The following is a 22,083-nucleotide window of genomic DNA, read 5'->3' on the forward strand; positions in this document are numbered from 1 at the left end:
AACCCGGACGGCCCGAGCGGTGTACCAAAAGTGAATCGGTGCGGAGGGGCCGTGCCAGGTGAGGGGGATACGACGTGCATGCGATGTGGGGGAGCGGGACTGTCGGTGAGTGCGAGGGCCCCGGTCACGGCACTCGGTCCCGCTCCGGTCAGAGGCCGAGACGCCGGGAAAGATCCGAGCGGAACACGCCTTGTGGATCCAGCTGAGCTCGCAGGGCGCGGAATTCATCGAGATGGGGATACATCGTCGAGAGCAGTTCGGGCCTCAGCCGTGAGTCCTTGGCGAGGTAGACGCGCCCGTCTGCCGCGGCCACCTCCTCGTCGAGTTCGTCGAGGAACACGCCGAGTCCTGGCAGGTTCGCGGGAACGTCGAGGGCCAGCGTCCAGCCGGGCATGGGAAAGGACAACCAGCCGGGATCCGCGTCGCCGAAGCGCTTGAGGACTGCCAGGAAGGAGGGGCACCGGCGCTCGGAGATGCGCCGCACGATGCGGCGAAGTGCTTCCTCGTGGCCGTATCCGACGACGAATTGGTACTGGACGAATCCACCGCGTCCGTAGATGCGATTCCAGTGCGGTACGCCGTCGAGGGGGTGGAAGAAGGAAGAGAGACGCTGGATCTCGCCGACGCGCGACGTGGGGGCCTTGCGGTACCAGAGCTCGTTGAAGAGGCCGACGGTCCTGCGGCTCAGAAGTCCTTCGGGTACGAATCCGGGTGCGGCCGGAAGCTGTCTGGGGCGGAACGTCAGTGGCGCCCTGCGCGCCCGTGCGGGAACGGCATCCAGCGGAGCGTGATCACCGCGGGTCAGTACCGAGCGGCCCATCGAGGCTCCGCGGGCCAGGAGGTCGATCCAGGCGACCGAGTAGCGGTAGAGGTGATCGGTGTCGGTCAGGCGGGCCATCAAGTCGTCGAGGTCAACGGCACGTTCGGTGTCGACCGACATGAACGAGGTTTCGACAGGGAGGAGTTGGATGGTGGCGGTGAGGATGATCCCGGTGAGTCCCATACCGCCGGCCGTCGCGTCGAACAGCTCACTGCCGCGCTCGACGATCCGCACTTCGCCGTCAGCCGTGAGCAGCTCCAGGGCGAGCACGTGGCGGGAGAACGATCCCGAGACGTGGTGGTTCTTGCCGTGGATATCGGCGCCGATCGCGCCGCCCACCGTGACATAGCGCGTGCCGGGCGTCACGGGGACGAACCAGCCCAGGGGGAGAAGGACTTCCATCAGGCGGTGCAGTGAGACGCCCGCGTCGCACAGCACGGTCCCGCCGGACGCGTCGATCGCGTGGATGCGGTCCAGGGCGGTCATGTCCAGGACGCTGCCGCCGGCGTTCTGTGCCGCGTCTCCGTAAGCACGGCCCAGGCCGCGGGCGATGTTGCCCCGGTGGCCCGGCGTCCCGCACGCACGAACCACGGCTGCCGCCTCCGCATAGGAGCGGGGGCGCACGATACGGGCGGCGGTGGGGGCGGTGCGGCCCCAGCCGGTCATGGGGACGGTGTCGAGGATGCCGACGGAGGGGCCGTCGTGGGCGGAGTCGGGGGAAGGCGACGTGGTGTGGGGAGCGCCAGGTGCCGGGACGGCCGGTGAGATGAGCGCGGGCGCGGGCTCAGAGGTGGGCGCAGTTGTGGACGGCGCGGCAGGGGCGGCCGACCCGGTAGGTGTGACGCCGGGGGAGACGGCGGGTGTGTGGGCGGTGGGTGGAGCGGGATCGGCAGCCATGACCGCGACCGTATCGCCCATAGATGGGACCTTCATCCCAAACAAACCAAGCTCTCACCGAAATGGGTGATTGAATGGGTGTCACCCAAAATTGTCTGAATTATACAAGTTTCGGCCCGCAGAGTGAGCCACATGGACGACATGGACCGCCGATTGCTGTCGGCCTTGCGTGACTGCGGTACGGACTGGCGCGTGGCAGCGGCCGCGCGCGCACTGTCCTGGAGCGGGGAGCACGGGGCGCTCTGGCTAAGCGCAGGGCTGTTGGGGGCGGCCCTCGACCGGGAGCGGCGAGGGGCGTGGCTGCGCGGTACGGCGCTGACCGCCGCGGCGCACGTGGCCAGCATGGGGGTCAAGCGGGTCGTCCGGCGGCCGCGGCCGGGGGCACAGAGTGGCGTGGAGCCGCTCGTGCGGACAGCGGGGCGGCATTCCTTCCCCAGTTCGCACGCGGCTTCGGCGGCCGCGGCGGCGGTCGTGTACGGGGCGTTGCGGCCGGCGGGGGCGCGGCTCGTCCCGCCGTTGGCGGCGGCGATGTGCGTCTCGCGCATGGTCGTCGGGGTGCACTACCCGTCGGACGTGGCGGCGGGAGCGGCGCTGGGGGCGGTCGCCGCGTGGCTCGGGGCTCATTGGGTGGCCGGGGGTGCCTGGCGATGACGGACCGGACCGAGCGAAAGGAAGGGGTGGGGAAAGCGATGGACGCGGGGGGAGCGGGAGACGGGGCGCCGTTGGTGCATGCGTCTGCCCCTGGGGGGCGGTGGTCGGCCGCGGCGCTGTTGCACCGGCCGCGAGGGCAGCCGGTGCCGGGGCCGAGCGCGGCGGCGACGGTCGGAGTGCCGGTCGGGCTGTTGCAGACGGCGAGACCGCGGCAATGGGTGAAGAACGTCCTGGTCGTGGCTGCTCCCGCGGCGGCCGGCGAGCTGTTCTCGTGGCACGCGGTGACTCAACTGGCACTGGTTTTCCTGCTGTTCACCGCTGCCGCCTCCGCCGTGTATTTGATCAACGACGCGCGGGACGCGGAGGCCGATCGAGCGCGCCCGGTCAAGCGGAACAGGCCCGTGGCCGCGGGACGGGTTCCGGTGGCGGTGGCCTATGCGGTCGGGGGTGCGCTCGCGGTTCTCGCGCCGCTGGCGGCCGCGACCTTGTGCAATCCGATGACGGCGGCGCTTTTGACCGCCTACGTCGGGATGCAACTGGCGTACTGCATCAGCCTCAAGCACGTTCTCGTCGTCGATCTCGCCGTGGTGACCACCGGGTTTCTGATGCGGGCCATGATCGGCGGGCTCGCGCTGGGGATTCCGCTGTCGCGATGGTTCTTGATCACGACGGGATTCGGGGCGCTGTTCATGGTGTCGGCCAAGCGGTATTCCGAGGCCGTCCAGATGGCCGGGAAGGCGGGGGCGACACGGGCGTTGCTGTCGGAGTACACGACCGGCTGTCTGCGGTTCGTCTGGCAGCTCGCCGCAGGAGTGGCCGTTCTCGCCTATTGCCTGTGGGCCATGGAGGAAGGCGGGGTGGCGAGAACGAGTCTGCTGCCGTGGAGACAACTGTCGATGGTGGCCTTCATCCTCGCCGTCCTGCGCTACGCGGTCTTCGCCGACCGTGGCACGGCGGGTGAGCCGGAGGAGGTCGTTCTGCGGGACAGAGCACTGGCCGTGATCGGCCTGGCGTGGGTGGCGATGTACGGGCTCGCGGTCGCCAACTGGTGAACGTGGGAGGTGAGGGCGTGTCGGATCGAGGTGCGCCGGGGGACGGCCCGTCCAGGGAGGACGCGTCCCGTGGGCGTGCGGGGGAGGAGTGGTCGTGGTGGGTTCGAGGGTGGCGGTGGATGAGGGGGTTCGGGCCCGAGGTGGTGGGGTTCGCGCTTCGTGGGGACCTGCGCGTACGTCGTCGACCTGGGGCTCTTCGTGTGGCTGCGGGGCCGACGGGCTGGGATCCGATCACCGCCAAGTCGCTCTCGTTCCTGGCGGGGTGCACGGTCGCGTATGGGTGGAACGTGCTCGGTACGTATCGGCAGACGGCCATCGAGGTGTCCCGGCTGCGGCGGTACGGGGTGTTCTTCGCGGTCAATGTGGCGGGAGCTTTGGTGCAGTTGCTGTGCATCGCCACGTCGCATTACGGGCTCGGGCTCACGTCGCAGCGCGCGGACACGGTGTCCGGGGCGGGTGCGGGCATGATGCTGGCCACGGTTCTGAGGTTCTGGGGTACTCGGACCCTCGTCTTCCGGGCGGCGATTCCGGCGAGACGTGCGAGAACGGTCAGGGAGGGCAGGCTCGGGTCATGGACTGGCTGAAGAGACTCCCCGGCATCGGGCCGATCGTCGAACGGCTCATGCGTACGCACGCGTGGTCCGCCTACGAGCGGCTCGACGAGGTGCACTGGACGCGGCTCGCGGCGGCGATGACGTTCATCAGCTTCCTGGCACTGTTCCCGCTGCTGACCGTGGCCGCGGCGATCGCGGCCGGCACGCTCAGCGAGGGGCGGCAGAAGACGCTCCAGGACAAGATCGCGGAGCAGGTGCCCGGCATCTCCGACCAGTTGGACCTGGGCGCGCTCGTCGCGAACGCGGCAACGGTGGGTTTGGTGGCGGGCGCGTTGCTGCTCTTCACCGGCATCGGATGGGTCGGCTCGATAAGAGAGTGTCTGCGCGCCGTCTGGGAGCTGGAGGACCCGGAGGAGAACCCGGTCATGCGCAAGGTCACGGACGCCGGGGTGCTGGTGGGGCTGGGCGGGGCCGGACTCGTCTCGTTGGCGGCGTCGATGCTCGCCTCGAGCGCGGTCGGGTGGACGGCGGACGAGCTCGGCATCTCCCATGACGGATGGGGCGGCGCGTTGCTCAGGGCGGTGGCGTTCGCGATCGCCGTGCTCGCGGACTTCCTGCTGCTGCTCTATGTACTGACGCTGCTGCCGGGGGTTCACCCGCATCGACGGCAGCTGTTGACAGCGGCGCTGATCGGGGCGGCGGGGTTCGAGCTGCTGAAGCTTTTGCTGGGCAGCTATATGAAGGGGGTGGCGTCGAAGAGCATGTACGGGGCGTTCGGGACACCGGTGGCTCTGATGCTGTGGATCAACTTCACGGCGAAGCTGCTGTTGTTCTGCGCGGCCTGGACGGCCACGCGGGGACAGCCCGAGGCGGAGGTGCCGGACGAGGCCGGGCCGGGGGCGGAGCCGCCGGGGGCGGCGCGGGCCGGCGCCGCCTGAGACAGACGGCGCCGGTGCACTTGAGCCGGACAGCGGTGCCATCGCCGGACAGCGCTGCCACCGCCGGACAGAGGTGGCGTTCCCGGACGGGGCGCGTCAGCGTCGGGGGAGTCGGCGTACCAGTTCGGGCAGGGGCCAGCGGCGGTTGACGAGGAAGGCGGCCGCGGCCAGGAGGATGAGGGCGCCGCCTGTGATGGCCGCGGCGATACCGATGCCGCTGGAGCCGTTCTGGGCGGAGGCGTGGGCGGTCGAGGCCTTGTCGGGTGCGGGAGCTCCCTTGTCGCCCTTCGGGCTGGCGGAGGAGCCGCCGGCGCCGCCGGTGTCGGCGCTCTTGGGCGGGACGAGCTGTCCCACCGGCGTGACCTTGCCGTCGGCCTGGAAACCCCAGTCGAGGAGACGGGCCGTCTCCTGGTAGACCGCCTGGTTCTCGCCGGAGTCGGGGTTCATGACGGTGACGAGGAGGACTTTGCCGTTGCGTTCGGCGACGCCGGTGAAGGTGGCGCCGGCGTTGGTGGTGTTGCCGTTCTTGACCCCGGCGATGCCCTTGTAGGGGTTGAGGCCTATGTCGCCGGTGATGAGCCGGTTCGTGTTCTGGATCGCGAAGGAGCTGGTGGTCTTGCCCTCCTTCTGTGACTTGGGGAACTTCGCGGTCGCCGTCGCGCAGTACTCGCGGAAGTCCTTCTTCTGCAGGCCCGAGCGGGCGAAGAGGGTGAGGTCGTAGGCGGAGGAGACCTGGCCGGGGGCGTCGTAGCCGTCGGGGCTGATCACGTGGGTGTCGAGGGCCTGGAGCTCGTCGGCGTGGGCCTGCATGTCCTTGACGGTCTGCGGGACACCGCCGTTGAGGGCGGACAGGACGTGGACCGCGTCGTTGCCGGAGCGGAGGAACACGCCGAGCCACAGGTCGTGGACGGTGTAGGTGTAGTTCTCCTTGACGCCGACCATGCTGGAGCCCTCGCCGATGCCGGCCAGGTCGGAGGGGACGACCTTGTGTGTCTGCGTCTTGGGGAACTTGGGGAGGACCGTGTCGGCGAAGAGCATCTTGAGGGTGCTGGCGGGAGGCAGGCGCCAGTGCGCGTTGTGCGAGGCGAGTACCTGGCCCGACTCGGCGTCCGTGACGATCCAGGAGCGTGCGCTCAGATCCTTGGGCAGGACGGGGGCGCCGTTCGCCAGATTCACCTGTGTGCCCGGCTTGCCCAGCTGCGCGCCGCCCACGGTCGACATCGAGGCCGGCGGCTTCGCCTTGCCTTTGGAGGACCCCGGCTTGTCGTCGGCCAATGCGGGTGAGGCGCAGCAGACCGAGAGGAGAGTGGCGGAGGCGGCCACCGTGGCGGCGACGGCGGACCATCGCCCGGCACGCCGAGGACCGGAACGCTTCAGACCGGAACGCGTGAAAAGAGACTCGGTCTTGGCAGAGACGGTCGTGAAATACGACTCATTCGAGGCAGGCACGGTCGTGAACGTACATGGCCGGGGCCCGTAAGTCTCCGCCGAGGTCTTCTGTGTCTCCTGCTCCCCACCCCGGCGGCGGTGCGGACGGAAGACTGGCGATACTGAGGGTATGAAGCTCAGCCGCCCCGTCTCCTGGTTCCTGCTCGCCTTCGGTGTCTGGAGCTGGGTCATCTGGGTCACTTTCGTCAAGAACCTGTGGAAGGACGGGAGCGGGCTTGCCTTCGACGACGCCGGCGACCCGACCGCCTACTTCTGGGTGCATCTGACGCTCGCCGTCGTCTCCTTTGTCTTGGGGACGGTGGTCGGGGGCATCGGGTTCCGCGGACTGCGTGCCCTGCGTCGTGCGTGACGCGATGAACACGGCGATGAACAGCGCTACGCACACCACCAGGCACACCACTACGAGCAGCGCGATGACAACAACGGGGGGAGCGGCGTCGTGATCGCCGTCTTAGTGATCGCAGGGGTCGCCTCGCTCGCGGCCTTCGCCGGTCTGCACTGGTACGCCTGGCGCCGTCTGGTGCGCGACACGACGGCCCGCGCCGGTCTGGCGCGGCGGGCGGGCACGGTCGTGTTCGTGCTGGGGCCGTTGCTGATGTTCGCGGCGGTGGCGAGCGAGCGGGCCGGTGCGCCGTTCTGGTTGCAGCAGGTTCTGTCCTGGCCCGGGTTCTTGTGGATGGCCTTCTCCATCTATCTGGTGCTCGCGGTCCTGGTGGGTGAAGTGGTGCGCCCCCTGCTGCGGCGTCACCTCGACCGCAGGTCCGCGCCGGGCGGCGCGGAGCCGGAGCCGGGGCCCGTGCCGGAGCCCGTGCTGGTGCCGACGCGCGGGCCCGACGAGCCGCCCACGGCAACCACCACCCCGGCCTCAGCTCCGACCCCCACCGCGCCCGAGCCCGTCACGCCGTCGGCCGCGGCAGCCCCCTCGCGTCGTCTCTTCGTCTCTCGCGTCGTCGGCGGTGCCGCCGTGGTCGCGGCCACCGGGATCGTCGGCAACGGCGCGTACGGCGTGCTGCGCGGGCCCAGGGTGAAGCGGGTCACGGTTCCGCTGGCCAGGCTGCCGCGCTCCGCGCACGGGTTCAGGATCGCGGTCGTCAGCGACATCCATCTGGGCCCGGTTCTGGGCCGGGGGTTCGCCCAGCGGGTGGTCGACACGATCAACTCCACGCAGCCCGACCTGATCGCGGTCGTCGGGGACCTCGTGGACGGCAGCGTCGAGGACCTGGCGCCGGCCGTCGCGCCGCTCGCGGGGCTGCGGGCCCGGCACGGGACGTACTTCGTGACGGGCAACCACGAGTACTTCTCGGGCGCCGAGCCGTGGGTCGGGCATGTCCGTGAGATCGGCCTGCGGCCTCTGGAGAACGCGCGCGTGGAGATGGGCGCGTTCGACCTGGCCGGGGTGAACGACGTGACCGGAGAGAACTACGGCGACGGGCCCGACTACGACAAGGCGCTCGGGGACCGCGACCCCGGCCGCGCCGCCGTCCTCCTCGCCCACCAGCCCGTGATGATCCACGAGGCGGTGAAGCACGGAGTCGACCTCCAGCTGTCGGGTCACACCCACGGCGGCCAGCTCTGGCCGGGCAACTTCATCGCCGACGCGGCGAATCCGACGCTCGCGGGCCTGGAGCGGTACGGCGACACGCAGCTGTACGTGAGCCGGGGCGCCGGCGCGTGGGGGCCGCCGGTCCGGGTGGGAGCGCCTTCGGACATCACGGTCGTCGAGCTGGCGTCGAAGCGGGCGTGAGGTGGGCGTGAGGTGGGGCGGGGAGGTGCGAGGCACCTCCCCGCCTCCTGCAAAGAGCCGCCCCGCTTTTCCCGGCTTTTCCCAGAAAAGGCCCACCCCGAAACAGGCTCGAAACCCCCTTGCTCACAAGCTGCTCACAGGATGCCTCTCGGTCTTCGAAACCTCATCACCTTCTCTTCCCACAGCTCAAACTCCTGTGATTCAGTGATCCACGTCACTGGGGAGGGGCGCGATGCGGTCGATTCGCATGCGGGTTTTTGCGATTTTCATGGTGCTTGCCGCCGCCGGAGCCGGCGCATGGCAGCTTCTTCCGGATCGGGACGATCAGGGGAAGACGATCACCGTGGGGACGACCGACGCCGTGACGTCGCTCGATCCGGCCGGTGCGTACGACGGCGGATCATGGGCGCTGTACAGCAACGTGTTCCAGTCACTCCTGACGTTCGAAGCGGGTGGCACCGCGCCCGTGCCGGATGCCGCGAAGCACTGCGGGTTCGTCGGCCAAGGGCTGCGTACCTACCGTTGCGAGCTGCGTGACGGGCTGACGTTCAACAGCGGTCGCGCGGTCACGGCCAAGGACGTGAAGTTCTCGTTCGACCGGGTCAAGGCCATCAACTCTCCGGTGGGCCCCGCGACCTTGCTCGACACCCTCGGCAAGGTCGAGACGAGCGGTGCGCGGACGGTGACGTTCCGGCTGTCCTCGCCCGACGCGACGTTCCCGTTCAAGGTCGCCACGGGCGCCGGGTCCATCGTCGACAGCACCCAGTACCCGGCGCACAGCCTGCGCACCCGTACCCGCGTCGACGGTACCGGCCCCTACAAGCTCAGCTCCTACACGCCCGGCAAGCAGGCCAAGCTCGTCCCCAACTCCCGCTACCGGGGCGCGGTCAAGAACGTCGGGAAGCCCACGACCCTGCGCTACTTCAAGGACTCGGCCGCCCTCGAGTCCGCCTGGAAGGCGCGTTCGATCGACGTCGCCGCTCGGCAGCTGCCGCCCGCGCTGCTCGCTTCGTACGCGCCGAGCGACAAGGGGGAGCGGCTCACCGAGGTCGAGAGCGCGGAGACCCGGAACCTCGTCCTCAACGTGCGGACGGGCCGCCCACTGCACGACCGCCGGGTGCGGCAGGCCCTCGCCGCGCTCCTCGACCGGGACCGGCTCGTGGCCTCGACGTACCAGGGCACCGTCGACGCCCTCTACTCCCTGATCCCGCGTGGCATCACCGGGCACACGACCGCGTTCTTCGACGCGTATCCGAAGCCGGACGCCGCCCGGGCGCGCACGCTGCTCCAGGAGGCCGGGGTGAGTACGCCGGTCCGCTTCGAGTTCGCGTACTCGCGCGGCGCCGCGTCCGCGTCGGAGGCGAAGGAGATCAAGCGGCAGCTGGAGGCGAGCGGGCTGTTCAAGGTGAGCCTGCGCTACTACGAGTGGACCGACTTCCAGAGGCGGTACGCGAGCGGGAAACTCGACGCGTACGCGGTCGGCTGGCTGCCGGACTTCCCCGATCCGGACACGTTCACCGCGCAGCTCGTGCGCACGGGGTCCGGCATGCACAACGGATACAGCAGCAAAGAGGTCGACGGTCTGATCCAGGCCAGTCAGCAGTACGAGGACCGCAGCCGCACCATGGGCGACTTCCGCAAGCTCCAGGAAGCGGTCGCACGCGACGTCCCGCTCATCCCTCTGTGGCAGCGCAAGGAGTACGTGCTCAGCACGGAGGACATCACCGGCGGGCAGTATCTGTCGGACGGGACCGGGGTGTTCCGGTTGTGGCGGCTCGGCTGGATCTGACCGGCTCCGACGAGGAGGCCCCACTCACGCTCACGGGACGCACACCGAAGGGCTTTCACCCGAGGGACTGTCACCTGAGGGTTTCTCACTCGAGGGACTTTCACCTGAGGGGGTAACCACCTCGGCCGCAGCCGAGCCCACAGGCCCTCCGCCTCCTGGCAGCACCACCGTCACCCGCACCCCCGCCCCAGGAGCCGTGCGCACGGACACCTCGCCGCCGTGCGCCGACACCACCCCCTGCACGATCGCCAGGCCCAGCCCGCTGCCGGCACCTCCGCCCGCCCGGAAGAAGCGGTCGAAGATCCGTGCCGCGTCCTCCTCGTCGAGCCCGGGCCCCTCATCGGCCACGCACAGCCGCACCGTCCCGTCCACGCGTTCGAGCGAGACGCTGACCGGGGCGTCCTTCGGAGTGTGGGTGCGCACGTTGGCGAGGAGGTTCCCGAGGATCTGGCGCAGCCCCGACTCGTCGGCGCGGACCAACAGCGCGCCGTCAGCCGCGACCTGGACCGGGCGGTCCGGCTGCTGCACGCGCAGGTCGTCGGCGGCTTCGCGGACCAGCCGGCTCAGGTCGACGTTCCGCAGGCGCAGTTCGGGGCCCTGATCGAGGCGGGCCAGGGTGAGGAGTTCGTCGACGAGGCGGCTCATGCGGTCGGCCTCGGCGTGGACGCGGCCCAGGGCGCGGGTGCGTTCGGCCGGGTCCCGGAGCATCCCCTTGTCGTAGAGCTGGAGATAGCCGCGGATCGCGGCGAGCGGCGTGCGCAGTTCGTGGGAGGCGTCGGCGACGAACCGCCGTAGTTGCGCGGAGCTGCGCTCGCGGGTCTCGAAAGCCGTTTCGACCTGGTGGAGCATGGAGTTGAGGGCGAGCCGCAGCTGCTCCACCTCCAGGGCGGTGTCGTGATGCGGGGGCACGCGGCGTGCGAGGTCTCCGTCGGCGATGGCCGACGCGGTCTCGACCATGTCTTCGAGGGGCCGCATCCGATGGCTGACGCCGATCATCGTGAGGACGGCGAGCAGGGCGAGCAGACCTGTGCCGAGGGTGAAATCGAGCCTGAGCGCCTTGTGGATGCCGGTCTGGACGTTGGCCGTCGAGGTGGCGAGCAGCACGGTCGTACCGTCGGCGAGACGGGCGCCCACCGCGCGGTACGGGTCGCCGTGCACGGTGACGTCGTGCGGCTCGTCGGCGGTGGCGAGCGCTTTCGGGTCGTCGACCGCGGAGGCGAGGTCGCGCTGGCGGGCGGTGGGGCGCAGGGTGCCTACGGTGATGGGCTCGCCGGCCCGGTCGACGGCCACGAACACCGTTTCGTTGCGGGGCAGGGAACTCGCGCCCTCATCAGCCGAGTTGGGGCCGGGAGAAAGCTTGTCGAGGGCGATTCCCAGTTCGCTGAGCGACTCGATCTGTCTGAGGGTGAGGCCGGTGCGCTGGAGCGAGGTGCGTGACGAGGTCAGCTCGGCGTCGATGTTTTCGAGGAGGTAGTGGCGCATCCCGATGAGGCTGACGGCGGTCGCGGCCGCGATGCCGAGGGCGAGCAGCGCGACGTTCACGAGGGTGAGCTTGGCGCGCAGGGAGTGGAACCGCCGGCTCCGGCCTGCCGCCTGCCCGCGTCGGCCATTGATCTGGCCGCGCGAGCCATGGATCTCCGAGGGGAGGCCGAGGATCTTCGAGGGGAGGCCCAGGATCTTCGAGGAGCGGCCGAGGATCTGCCCGGGTCGGCCACGAAGGCCCTCACCCCTGTCCCGCCCGCGGTTCACGCCCCACCCGCAAGCCCGTATCCGACCCCCCGCCGCGTGGTGATCAACGGCGGCCCCAGCGCTTCGAGCTTGCGCCGCAGGTAGCTGATGTACGTCTCGACGACGGTCGACTCGGCGGTGTGCTCGTACTGCCACACGTGCCGCAGGAGCTGTTCCTTGGGTACGACACGGCCGCCGTTGCGCACGAGGAAACGCAGGAGCGCGTACTCCGTGGGCGTGAGCTGGACCGTGTGGCCGGAGCGGTGGACGGTGTAGGCCGTCTCGTCGAGTTCGAGGTCGCCGTAGCGCAGCGGCGGGCGCTCGGGCAGGACGTCGGCCGACCGGGTGCGGCGCAGGACGGCGCCCAGCCGGGCCACGACCTCGTCGATGTTGAACGGCTTGGTGATGTAGTCGTCGCCGAAGCCGAGCGCGCCCACGATCTCGGCGGGCGCGTCGCGTGCCGTCAGGAAGACAAGGGCCAGATCGGGCCTGCGGGAGCGCAGTTCGCGCCCGAGCGCCCGGCCGTCGCCGTCCGGCAGCATCACGTCGAGGAGCGCGGCGTCGGGCCGGGTGCGGGCGGCGAGGGCGAGGCCCTCGCGGACGGTGCCCGCGGTCATGACCTCGAAGCCGTGGTAGCGCAGAGCTATCGCGAGGACGTCGGCGATGCTCGGCTCGTCCTCGACGATGAGCACGGTGGCTCCCACGGGGCGCTCCGCGCTGTGCACGGCCCCAGCGCTCACGGCCCCAGGGTTCACGGCCCCAGCGCTCACGGCCCCAGGGTTCACGGCCCCAGCGCTCAGGGTCTCAGCATGCACCGACCCAGCCCCGACCGACCCAGCCCCGACCGACCCAGCCCCCGCCGACCCAGCCCCCATGGGCTCGGCGTTCGCGTGACCGGCATTCGCCGGCCCGGCATGCACGGAACCTGCGTTCGAGTGACCCGAGTTCACATGCCCGGCACTCATACCCCCAGCGTTCATACGTCCAGTATCGGCGGGCCCGCCCCCGCTCGGACCTGCTCGCCTCCTTGGAGTTCCTTGAGAGTCATGGCCGCGCCGTCACTCCGGGCGCCCGCGTCCCCGGATGCTGAGGCCGAGGAAGGCCCGGGGGAAGACCGAAGGAGTGGCAAACGTGACGGCATTGGCACGGTGGTGCTACCGGCATCGCCTGGTGGTCCTGGTGCTGTGGGTGGCGGCGCTGTTCGGCCTGGGGGCCGCGGGCACCTCGGCGGGGACCGACTACTCGAACGTGTTCTCCCTTCCCGACACGGACTCCAAGCGGGCGTACGACCTGATGGCGAAGGCGTTTCCGCAGCGCTCGGGTGACACGGACACCGTGGTGTGGCGGTCGTCCGGCGGCGTGGGGTCGGTGACGGGCACGGCCGTACGGTCCCGGATCGAGCCCGCGCTGAAGGAGATCGCCGGGATGCGGGGCGTCGGCGAGGTCGTGGGCCCCTACGACGCGCCGAACGCCGCACAGATCAGCCGCGACGGCCGTACCGCCTTCGCGCGGATCACCTTCACCGACCAGGCGAACGGGGTCTCCAAGGACCTCGTCCAGAAAGTCGTCGACACGGCTCGGGGCGCCGAACGTGACGGTCTCCAGGTGGAGTTGGGCGGCCAGGCCATCACTCGTGTCCAGGAGCCGCCCACCGGCGTCTCCGAGGTCGTAGGCATCGCGGCGGCGGCCGTGGTCCTCTTCCTCGCCTTCGGCTCGCTCTTCGCGATGCTGCTTCCGATCGTCGTGGCGATCACGGGTGTCGGCAGCGGAACGATGGCGACGATGCTGCTCAGTCATGTGACGAACGTGCCCGAAGTGGCCCCGCTGCTCGGCTCGTTGATCGGCCTCGGTGTCGGCATCGACTACGCGCTCTTCATCGTCACTCGGCACCGGCGCGGCATCCAGCGGGGGCTCGAACCGGAGGAGTCGGCGGTGCGTGCCCTCAACACATCGGGACGCGCGGTCCTGTTCGCGGGCGGCACCGTGTGCATCGCGCTCGCCGGAATGCTGGTGATGAACCTGCGCTTCCTGGACGGAGTCGTCATCGCCACGTCCCTCACGGTCGTGCTCAGCGTCCTGGCGGCGGTCACGCTTCTGCCCGCGCTCCTCGGTCTGCTCGGTCCGCGCGTCCTCAGCCGCGGGCAGCGGCGGAAGCTCGCGGCGGCGGGGCCCGATCCCGTCGAGGCGAGCGGTCCCGCGGCGCGCTGGTCGGCGTATGTGCAAAAGCGCCCGCGCTCGATCGCGGCGATGGCGCTGGTGGTCATGGCGGTGCTCGCGCTGCCCGTACTGTCACTGCGGCTCGGCGCCACCGACCAGGGCAACAACCAGGAGTCGACGACGACCCGGCAGGCGTACGACCTGCTCGCGGAGGGCTTCGGTGCCGGTTTCAACGGGCCCCTCCAGGTCGTCGTGCCGGGCGGCGCCGACACCAGGGAGCTGGTCAGGACGATCCGCGCGACGGACGACGTCGCGCAGGCCGCCGCGGCCCCGCCCGCCGGGGGCATCACCGTCATCCAGGTCGTGCCGGAGACGTCCCCGCAGTCCGTCGGGACGGACCGGCTCATCGACCGGCTGCGTGACGACGTGATCCCGGAAGCCGGTGTCGAGGCGCATGTCGGCGGGGTCACGGCCGTCTTCAAGGACTTCGCGTCGGTGACCGGGGACCGGCTGCCCTACTTCGTGGGCGCCATCATCGGGCTCGGATTCCTGCTGCTTTTGATCGCGTTCCGCTCGCTCGTCGTGCCGCTCACGGCCGCGCTGATGAACCTGATCGCGGCAGCGGCGTCGTTCGGCGTCCTGGTGGCGGTCTTCCAGTGGGGCTGGGGGGCGGAGTTCCTCGGCATCGGGAAGGAGGGGCCGATCACGGCATTCCTGCCGGTGATCATGCTGTCGCTGCTGTTCGGCCTCTCGATGGACTACCAGGTGTTCCTGGTGAGCCGGATGCACGAGGAGTGGGTGCACACAGGGGACAACGCGCGAGCCGTGCGCGTCGGCCTCGCCGAGACGAGCCGGGTCATCAACTGCGCGGCCCTCATCATGATCTGCGTGTTCTCGGCGTTCGTCCTGAGCGGCGACATGGAGGGCGCGATGGCGGGCATCGGGCTGGCCGCGGCGGTCGCGCTCGACGCGTTCATCCTGCGTACGGCGCTGGTCCCGGCGGCGATGCATCTTCTCGGCCGCTCCAACTGGTGGCTGCCGGGATGGCTGGAGGGGCGGCTCCCGCACCTGGCAGTGGAGCCGGCCGAGCCGCCCGCCGATTCTCCGACCCGGCCCGGCAGGAAGATCAGGCCCGGCAGGAAGATCCGGCCCGACAGGAACACCGGGCACGACAGGAACACTGGACACATCAAGAACACCGGGCACATCAAGAACGCCGAGCCCATCGAGACCGTGGACCCGGACAAGAGCGGTACCGGCGGAGCCACCGTCGTCCACGGATTCCTGCGTACCGCGGACGGCGATCCCTTGGCCGGGGCCTCCGTGACGCTCGTCTCCAGGGGCGGCCGCCAGCTCGACCGTGTCACGTCCATCGCCGACGGCTCGTACATCGTGTCGGTGCCCGCGCCGGGGGCGTACACCTTGGCGGTGACAGCGCGCGGACTGGCGTCGCGCGCCCATCACGTCACGGTCGGGGGCGGCCCGCTGGTGTACGACGTGGAGCTGACGGACGACGGGGCCGGTCTCGTGAACTGACCTTCCTCGTAGGGCAGTCCGCCGGGGTGTCGACAGGGGAGTGGGCCTGGGTGTCGACAGGGGTGTTCAGCGTGAACTGCCGTACGCCGGGCACTCCCGCCGTGGCCACGCAGGACAGGCCCACGGCCGCCGCCGCGATCCACAGCGGGGTCGCCTCGCCCCAGGCGTCGGCGGCGAGCGGGGCGAGGACGTAGCCGAGGGGCATCGCGGCCAGTGACAGCAACCAGTCGTACGAGGTGACGCGGGCGAGGACCGCCGCGGGAACGGCCGCCTGAACCGCGGTCTCCCACAGGGGGTTGAAGAAGCCGAGGCCGGTCAGGGCGACGCCGAACGCGGCGGCGACCGCCGGTGCGGGGGCGTGCAGGGCGAGCAGTCCCAGCGGCAGGACGTACGTGGTCAGGGCCAGGTTGCCCGTGAGGACCGGGCGGCGGGGGCGGGCCCGCCCGGACAGAAGTGATCCGAGGAGCAGGCCGACGGCGCCCGCCTGGGCGATCACGATCCAGGCGCCGTCGCCGCCGAGTTCCTTGACGGCGACGGCCGGTCCGAGGGTGGCGAACACGGCTGCCCCGCCGTTCCAGGTGGCGTGGGCGACCAGGCTCGTCCAGTACCAGCCGCGTGAACGCACCTCGTGCCAGCCCTCGACGAGGTCGGACCGCAGGGAGCGGCGTTCCTCGGCAGGTGCCGTGGTGCGGCTGAGCCGCAGGGTGGCGAGCAGGGCCGCGCTGACGGCGAACGAGGCGGCGTCCAGGACGAACGCCCACCCGGGGCCCGCGGTCAGGACGAGCAGCCCGGCGAGCGCCGGACCGCCCGCCAGCGTGCCGCTGCGGACCACGGCGAGCGCGGAGTTGGCGGCCTGCCGGTCCTTCTCGCCGACGATGCCGACGATCAGTGAGGCGAGTGTCGGCATGGCGAAGGCGGAGGCCGCGCCGCCGATCGCCTCGGCGACCGCGATCTGCCACAACTCCGGTCTGCCGGAGAGGAGTTCGATACCGACGAAGAGCTGGCCGGCGCAGCGCACCACGTCGGTGGTCAGGGCCACGAGGCGTGGGTCGAAGCGGTCGGCGATCACGCCCCCGAGGGGGAGGAGTACGAGCCGCGGCACCATCGCGCAGCCCAGGACCAGCGCGAGTGCCGAGGCCGAGCCGGTGGCGTGCAGCACGGCGAGGGCGAGGGCGGAGGGGATGACGGCGTCGCCGACCAGGGAGAGGAGGCGGCCGAGGAAGAAGCGGCGGAAGCGGGCGTTGCCTAACAGCGGGTGGCGGAGGCTGGGGCGTGGCATGCGGGCGAATGTATTTCGTTGTCGAAGTATTCGTCAACGAAATATCGGGCGTCGAAATATCTGGCGGCGAAGGACCTGGCCGTAAACTGCCCCCATGGAACGCGACTGGACCGATGGGCATCTGGCGCGCTGGCTGCCGGTCATGCCGGACCTCGACCCGGACGTCGAGGGCGCGATCACGCGCGCGGGCGAGCTCACCCGGCATCTGCGCAAGGTCCGTGAACAGGCCCTGGTGGACGTGGAGTTGGAGCGGTTCGAGTACGACACGCTGCACAAGCTCGCGGGGCGCGGCGGACGCGCGGCGCCTTCGGAACTCGCCTCGGACCTGGGTCTCGCCCCGGCCTCGGTCACGGGGCGCCTCGACGGCCTCGAACGCCGCGGCCTGGTCGTGCGCACTCCGTCCAGGACCGACCGGCGCCGGGTCGACGTGGAGCTGACCGAGGCGGGCCACGCGATCTGGCGCAAGGCGATGGACCGGCTCGGAGGTGAGGAGCACCGGGTGCTCGGCGCGCTCGACGCGAAGGAGCGCAGGCAGCTCTCGGACCTGCTGCGGCGGGTGATGGTGGCCGCCGAATCGGGCCCCGGCGGCCGCCGCCCGTGACGGGCAGACCTCGCGGACGTCAGCCCTGACGCCGTACCGCGCTCATGCGCCGGCGTCAGCCCTGATGTCACACCGCGCCCAGGGGACCGGCGTCGGCCCTGACACGGCGCGCCGCTCACCGGGTCGGCGCCAGCCCGGACACGGCACCCCGCTCACTGCGCCGGCGTCGGCCCTGACGCGCCCCCGCCGCCCACTGGCCCGTCACCCTCACTGGCCCGGTGCGGGTCCGGACTTCGTACGCCCCACTGGCCCGGCGTCGGCCCGGACTCCGCGTCCCGCCCGCTGGGCCGCGTCAGCCCTGGCGTCGTCGGCGCCCGCTCGGCCGGTCCCGATCTCGTCGCCGCAGCGCCAGCAGCCCCCCACCCGCGAGCAACGCGACCGCCGCCGAGCCGCCGAACGCCCAGTCGTCCGTGTGGGAGGTGGCCGTCGCCGCGAGGGGAGCGGCCGCCGTGCCCGCGGCCCCCGCACGCGGCTTCGCCGCCGCCCCCTTGGGCTGCTCGCTCAGCGGCGTGACCAGCGTGCCCACCGGATCGGCCTTGCCCGCCGCCGAGAACCCCCAGTCGAGCAGCGCCGCCGTCTCCTCGTACACCGCCTCGTAGCCGGACTTGGGGTGCATGACGGTGACGAGCAGGGTGCGCCCGTCACGGGTCGCCGCGCCGGTGAACGTGTTGCCGGCGTGCGAGGTGTAGCCGTTCTTCACGCCGATGAGCCCCCGGTACGCGGCCACGCCCTGCCCGGTGAGGAGGCGGTCCGTGTTCTGGATCTGGAACGTCTTCTTGCCCCCGGCGGGGAAGTCGGCCGTCTTCGTGGCGCAGTAGCCGCGGAAGTCGTCGTTCTTGAGCCCGGCGCGCGCGAACAACGTCAGGTCGTACGCCGACGACACCTGCCCCTTGTGGTCGAAGCCGTCGGGGCTGACCACGTGCGTGTCGTTCGCCTGGAGGTCCTTCGCACGGGCCTGCATCTGGCGGACGGTCTCGCCCACACCGCCGTTCATGCTGGCGAGCACATGCACGGCGTCGTTCCCGGAGCGCAGGAACACGCCCTGCCACAGCTGCTCGACGGTGTACGAGGTTCCGGCCTGGACGCCGACGAGGCTGCTGCCGTACGGGATCCCCGCGAGATCGGCGGCGGTCACCTTGTGGACCGAGTCCCGCCCGAACTTCGGCAGGACCGTGTCCGCGAACAGCATCTTGAGCGTCGACGCCGGGGGCAGCGCACGGTGTGCCGCGTACGAGGCGAGGACGTCGCCGCTGTCGCGGTCGGCGACGAGCCACGCCTTCGCGGCGAGCTTCGGGAGCCGGGGCGCGCCGGACGCCACCTGGACACCGGACCGGCCGAGCCGCTCCCCGCCGACGGCGGAGACGGCGGCCGCGGCACGCGGTCCTGGCAGGGTGACGGAGGCCGCGGCGCCGAGACCGAGGGCGAGCGCGGCGCGGCGACTGACGTGGTGCGATGAAGAGGAGCCGGGCATCGCACGACCGTACAAGCTGCGCATGAAGCAAAGGTAAGAGCCCCCGCGTCAGCCCGTCCCCTGATCGCGCCCCTTCCCGCGTCCCTTCCCGCGCCCCTTCTCGCTCCCGGTCCCTGGCCTTGCCTCTGTCCCGGTCTCGCTCCCGGTCCCTGTCCCGCTCCCGGTCCCGGTCCTCGCCCCTGTCCCGCTCCCGCTCCCGCTCCCGTTCCCCTTTTCCTTCCCCTGCTCCCGCGCCGCCGTCGACGCCTCCGTCATGCCCGGCAGGAAGTCCGTGAACAGTTCGTGCACTTCGAGGACGAGCGGCCGCAGCACCCGGAACCGGGCGAGTGCGACCCCGCGCGTCGTCAGGCGGGCCCCCCGTTCGGCGAGGCGCCTGCTGCGCTCCCGGCCCTCGGAGCTGTCGAAGACCCAGTACAGGACGAGCCCCATCTGGGACAGCCACATCAGTTCCGGCAGGATCGCGGCGAGTTCGGCCGGGACCTTCGCCTTGGAGCCGGCCAGCACCTCGCGGTGCACGTCGATCGCCGTCTCGCGGGCGTGCTCCGACTCGGGCGAGAAGGGGCTGAGCGGGCTGGTCGGGTCCGCGGCGGTCTTGAAGAACTGGGCCGCGAACTCGTGGTACGGCTCCGCGATCTCCAGCCAGGCGCGCAGCACCCCGGCGAGCCGCTTCTCCAGGTCGGTCTCCCGGTCGAGCACGGACCGCACGGCCGCCCGGTGCTCCGCGGAGATCTGGTCGTAGAACCCCTGGATGAGGTGTTCCTTGCCGGCGAAGTAGTAGTACGCGTTGCCGACGGAGACCCCGGCCTCCTTGGCGATGGCCCGCATCGTCGTCTTGTCGTAGCCCCGCTCCCGGAACATCCGCATCGCGGTCTCCAGGATCAGCGCCCGCGTCTGCTCACTCTTGGCGGGGCTCTTCGAAGGACTCTTCGCGGGGCTCTCGGGGGTCTCTTTCTCTGCTGGCACGCTCAGAGCCTAATCGGGCACGTGGCAGCCGCTGTCGCAGGCCGCGGGGCCGTGGTACGTCCAGCCGTCGACCCGGTCGTACACCCAGCCGTCCGCTCTGCGGTAGGCGCCGCCCCCGGCCTTTCTGACCTGCTGGTCCCGGTGGGCCCGGCGGTACTTGGCGGCGGCGAGCACCGCGGCGCGCGCGAGGTGGGCGCCCGCGGGGGTGCTGAATCTGTGGGACAGGGGCCGGTACTCGGACAGTGCCCACAGCGTGACGACCCAGGCGGCGGGCCCGCGGTAGATCTGGCCGCTGTCACCGACGAGCGTGATCTCCGAGAGCGTGGAGATGTGGTCGATCCCCGGGCAGCGGCGCCGGGCCTCGTCGGATCCGGCCGGCACCAGGTCGAGCGGGACGAGCTGGCGCTGCCGGGCGAGCCAGTTCCGCAGGAACGTGCAGAGCGGGCACTGGGCGTCGTAGAGAAGGATGAGCCTGCGGACCGGGGCCCCCGTGGTGCCCCGGTCCGCGACCTCGCTCATCGCCGTCACGCCCCGGCCACCGGCGGCGCGGCCCAGGCCTGTGGGGGAACGGGCGGCTGCTGCTCCCGCTCCATCACGCCCCGGCGCCGGATCTTGTTGAGCACCCACACGTTCCCCAGGTGCATGACGCCCAGCACCAGGAGCACCACGCCGAGCTTCGTCGACAGGGCCTCGAAGACGCCCCGGGTGTCGGCGATGGCGTCGTCCCCGCTCAGGTAGAGCGCCACGAAGCCGAGGTTGACGAGGTAGAAGCCGACCACCAGGAGGTGGTTGACGGCGTCCGCGAGCTTCTCGTTCCCCTGCAGCACGTCGGCGAGGAAGACCTTTCCGTTACGGCTCAGGGTGCGCGCCACCCAGACGGTCAGGCTGATGCTGACGACGAGGTAGACGACGTATGCGACGACTGTGAGGTCCATTCCCCACCCCTCCTTGAACGCGTTCAAAAACGCTGTCGAGAAGGACTGTAGACCTGTTTTTGAACATGTTCAAGCGAGAGTCGGCCGGCGGTGATCGATGAACCCGGGCGTCAACTCCGCGCCAGTTCGGGCCGCTTGAGATAGTCCGTGAGGCCGATGACGTTGCCCCACGGGTCCGCGATCTCCACGACGTGTCCGGTGGAGGTGGAGAACGGCGGGTCGATGGGGGAGATCCCGGCCTCCGTCAGCGCGCGGGCCGCCGCCTTGGCGTCGCGCACCTCGAGCCATACGCGCGGGCCCGGCCACGGAGGGGGTCGGTGGCCGAAGTCCTCCTCCGTGCGCAGCAGTACGCCGGGTGTCTCCTGGCCGGCTTCGAGGAGGGCGATCCCGGCCTCGTCGAGGCGGAACTTCACGCGGAAACCGGCCCGCTCGTAGAAGGAGACCGCCTCGCCGAGGTCGCCGACGGGGAACAGCACGTTGTCGAAGCCGAGCGGCTCCAGGTCAAGTGACATACCGTCAGATTAGCCGGGTTCAGGGCGAACCGGACAGTACATCGTCAGCGGCGGATCCGTGGCGCGCCGGTCACGGACGTCATCAGGCAGTACAGGGACGTCGTCGCGGTGATGAAGAGGATGTTGTTCTTGGGGCCGCCGAACGCGACGTTGGAGACCGGCTCCGGGACGTTGATGCGGCCGATCCGCGTGCCGTCCGGGTCGTAGCAGTGCACGCCGCCGTGCATGGCGGCGGCCCACAGGCGCCCGCCGTCGTCGAAGCGGATGTTGTCGAAGCGGCCGTCGTCGCCGCTCGTCTCGGCGAAGACCCTGCCGTCGCTCAGGCCCTTGCCGTCGTCGAGCACGTCGAAGACGCGAATGCATCCGGCCCGGGTGTCGGAGACGTACAACTGCCGTTCGTCGGGCGAGAAGACGAGCCCGTTCGGCGCCCCGAAGCCGTCGGCGACCTGGCGCACCTCGCCCGTGGCGGGGGCGATCCGGTAGACGTTGTTGGCGCCGATCTCGGACTCGGCGCGGAAGCCCTCGTAGTCGCTGGTGATCCCGAAGTCCGGGTCGGAGAACCAGATCGAGCCGTCCGAGCGCACCACCGCGTCGTTCGGGCTGTTGAGCCGCTTGCCCTCGAAGCGGTCGGCGAGGACGGTGATCCGGCCGTCGGCCTCGGTGCGGGTGACGCGGCGGCCGCCCTGTTCGGCGCTGATGAGACGCCCCTCGCGGTCGAGGGTGTTGCCGTTGGTGTGTCCGGCGGGGGCACGGAAGAGGCTGACCGCGCCGGTCTCTTCGTCCCAGCGCAGCAGCCGGTCGTTGGGGATGTCGCTCCAGACGAGCTGGCGCCAGGCGGGCAGATAGACGGGGCCTTCGGCCCAACGGCTGCCGGTGTGCAGGGTGGTGAGGGTGTCGTCCCCGAAGGCGCACCGTCCGGTGCGGAAGCGCTCGTCCAGAATCTCGTACACGCTGGGCTGGTTCTGGCCAGACATGGTTATCCCCCAACAGCTGAAGGCCGAATGACA

Annotated in this window: 19 protein-coding genes and 1 pseudogene; 9 read left to right on the forward strand and 11 right to left on the reverse strand. The window is 70.8% G+C overall.

What is annotated here, in order from left to right:
* Positions 1–148: 148 nt before the first annotated feature.
* Positions 149–1,486: an FAD-binding protein gene (locus ACFC96_RS21870; protein ID WP_376613748.1), complete on the reverse strand. Its 1,338-nt coding sequence runs from the start codon at positions 1,484–1,486 to the stop codon at positions 149–151.
* Positions 1,487–1,849: 363 nt separating this feature from the next.
* Between ACFC96_RS21870 and ACFC96_RS21875 the strand changes: the two genes are divergently transcribed.
* From ACFC96_RS21875 to ACFC96_RS21890, 4 genes and pseudogenes are all read left to right on the forward strand, one after another.
* The gene (locus ACFC96_RS21875) at positions 1,850–2,368 is read left to right on the forward strand and encodes a phosphatase PAP2 family protein (protein ID WP_376260004.1); all 519 of its coding nucleotides are present in this window, start codon (positions 1,850–1,852) and stop codon (positions 2,366–2,368) included.
* A gap of 119 nt (positions 2,369–2,487) precedes the next feature.
* Complete coding sequence (locus tag ACFC96_RS21880; RefSeq protein ID WP_376613749.1) at positions 2,488–3,420, forward strand: decaprenyl-phosphate phosphoribosyltransferase; 933 nt, start codon at positions 2,488–2,490, stop codon at positions 3,418–3,420.
* A 159-nt stretch (positions 3,421–3,579) separates the two neighbouring features.
* A pseudogene (locus ACFC96_RS21885) lies at positions 3,580–4,004 on the forward strand (GtrA family protein).
* Entirely contained in the window at positions 3,992–4,912 is a 921-nt protein-coding gene (locus ACFC96_RS21890) for a YihY/virulence factor BrkB family protein (protein ID WP_376613669.1), read from the forward strand. The pseudogene ACFC96_RS21885 and the gene ACFC96_RS21890 overlap by 13 nt, the downstream one beginning before the upstream one ends.
* Positions 4,913–5,008: 96 nt before the next feature.
* Here the strand turns inward: ACFC96_RS21890 and ACFC96_RS21895 are convergent, their stop codons facing one another.
* Positions 5,009–6,532, reverse strand: a complete 1,524-nt coding sequence (locus ACFC96_RS21895; RefSeq protein WP_376613671.1) for a D-alanyl-D-alanine carboxypeptidase — start codon at positions 6,530–6,532, stop codon at positions 5,009–5,011.
* Here ACFC96_RS21895 and ACFC96_RS21900 point away from each other — a divergent pair.
* From ACFC96_RS21900 to ACFC96_RS21910, 3 genes are all read left to right on the forward strand, one after another.
* The gene (locus tag ACFC96_RS21900; protein ID WP_227296876.1) at positions 6,471–6,710 is read left to right on the forward strand and encodes an SCO4848 family membrane protein; all 240 of its coding nucleotides are present in this window, start codon (positions 6,471–6,473) and stop codon (positions 6,708–6,710) included. The two genes, ACFC96_RS21895 and ACFC96_RS21900, sit on opposite strands and share 62 nt — an antisense overlap.
* 90 nt (positions 6,711–6,800) lie before the next feature.
* Complete coding sequence (locus ACFC96_RS21905; protein ID WP_376613673.1) at positions 6,801–8,105, forward strand: metallophosphoesterase; 1,305 nt, start codon at positions 6,801–6,803, stop codon at positions 8,103–8,105.
* 232 nt (positions 8,106–8,337) lie between these two features.
* Positions 8,338–9,894, forward strand: a complete 1,557-nt coding sequence (locus tag ACFC96_RS21910; protein WP_376613675.1) for an ABC transporter substrate-binding protein — start codon at positions 8,338–8,340, stop codon at positions 9,892–9,894.
* Between the two features lie 30 nt (positions 9,895–9,924).
* Here the strand turns inward: ACFC96_RS21910 and ACFC96_RS21915 are convergent, their stop codons facing one another.
* Positions 9,925–11,508 carry an ATP-binding protein gene (locus ACFC96_RS21915; protein WP_376260270.1) on the reverse strand — a complete coding sequence of 528 codons (1,584 nt, stop codon included), beginning with the start codon at positions 11,506–11,508 and terminating at the stop codon, positions 9,925–9,927.
* A gap of 131 nt (positions 11,509–11,639) precedes the next feature.
* Positions 11,640–12,314, reverse strand: coding sequence for a response regulator transcription factor (locus ACFC96_RS21920; protein ID WP_376613751.1), 675 nt, complete (start codon positions 12,312–12,314; stop codon positions 11,640–11,642).
* A gap of 448 nt (positions 12,315–12,762) precedes the next feature.
* On the opposite strand from ACFC96_RS21920, the gene ACFC96_RS21925 reads away from it, so the two are divergent.
* Entirely contained in the window at positions 12,763–15,315 is a 2,553-nt protein-coding gene (locus ACFC96_RS21925) for an MMPL family transporter (RefSeq protein WP_376613753.1), read from the forward strand.
* Here the strand turns inward: ACFC96_RS21925 and ACFC96_RS21930 are convergent.
* Positions 15,245–16,594 (reverse strand): MFS transporter, encoded by a 1,350-nt coding sequence (locus ACFC96_RS21930; protein WP_376613677.1) that lies wholly within the window; start codon positions 16,592–16,594, stop codon positions 15,245–15,247. The two genes, ACFC96_RS21925 and ACFC96_RS21930, sit on opposite strands and share 71 nt — an antisense overlap.
* A 94-nt stretch (positions 16,595–16,688) precedes the next feature.
* Here ACFC96_RS21930 and ACFC96_RS21935 point away from each other — a divergent pair, with 94 nt between their 5' ends.
* A complete protein-coding gene (locus ACFC96_RS21935) occupies positions 16,689–17,195 on the forward strand; it encodes a MarR family winged helix-turn-helix transcriptional regulator (RefSeq protein WP_376259993.1) in 507 nt (168 codons plus the stop codon).
* Between the two features lie 292 nt (positions 17,196–17,487).
* Here the strand turns inward: ACFC96_RS21935 and ACFC96_RS21940 are convergent, their stop codons facing one another.
* The 6 genes from ACFC96_RS21940 to ACFC96_RS21965 form a co-directional block, all read right to left on the reverse strand.
* Positions 17,488–18,690 carry a D-alanyl-D-alanine carboxypeptidase family protein gene (locus tag ACFC96_RS21940; protein ID WP_376613679.1) on the reverse strand — a complete coding sequence of 401 codons (1,203 nt, stop codon included), beginning with the start codon at positions 18,688–18,690 and terminating at the stop codon, positions 17,488–17,490.
* Between the two features lie 24 nt (positions 18,691–18,714).
* Positions 18,715–19,530 (reverse strand): TetR/AcrR family transcriptional regulator, encoded by an 816-nt coding sequence (locus ACFC96_RS21945; RefSeq protein ID WP_376613755.1) that lies wholly within the window; start codon positions 19,528–19,530, stop codon positions 18,715–18,717.
* A gap of 108 nt (positions 19,531–19,638) precedes the next feature.
* On the reverse strand, positions 19,639–20,148 hold the full coding sequence (locus ACFC96_RS21950) for a thiol-disulfide oxidoreductase DCC family protein (protein WP_376259989.1): 510 nt from the start codon (positions 20,146–20,148) through the stop codon (positions 19,639–19,641).
* A gap of 5 nt (positions 20,149–20,153) precedes the next feature.
* Positions 20,154–20,564 (reverse strand): hypothetical protein, encoded by a 411-nt coding sequence (locus ACFC96_RS21955; RefSeq protein ID WP_376259987.1) that lies wholly within the window; start codon positions 20,562–20,564, stop codon positions 20,154–20,156.
* A gap of 110 nt (positions 20,565–20,674) precedes the next feature.
* Positions 20,675–21,076 carry a VOC family protein gene (locus ACFC96_RS21960; RefSeq protein ID WP_376613681.1) on the reverse strand — a complete coding sequence of 134 codons (402 nt, stop codon included), beginning with the start codon at positions 21,074–21,076 and terminating at the stop codon, positions 20,675–20,677.
* A gap of 44 nt (positions 21,077–21,120) precedes the next feature.
* Positions 21,121–22,050, reverse strand: coding sequence for an SMP-30/gluconolactonase/LRE family protein (locus ACFC96_RS21965; protein WP_376613683.1), 930 nt, complete (start codon positions 22,048–22,050; stop codon positions 21,121–21,123).
* Positions 22,051–22,083 lie beyond the last annotated feature (33 nt).

The organism is Streptomyces sp. NPDC055955 (assembly GCF_042270245.1).
Classification (GTDB): domain Bacteria; phylum Actinomycetota; class Actinomycetes; order Streptomycetales; family Streptomycetaceae; genus Streptomyces.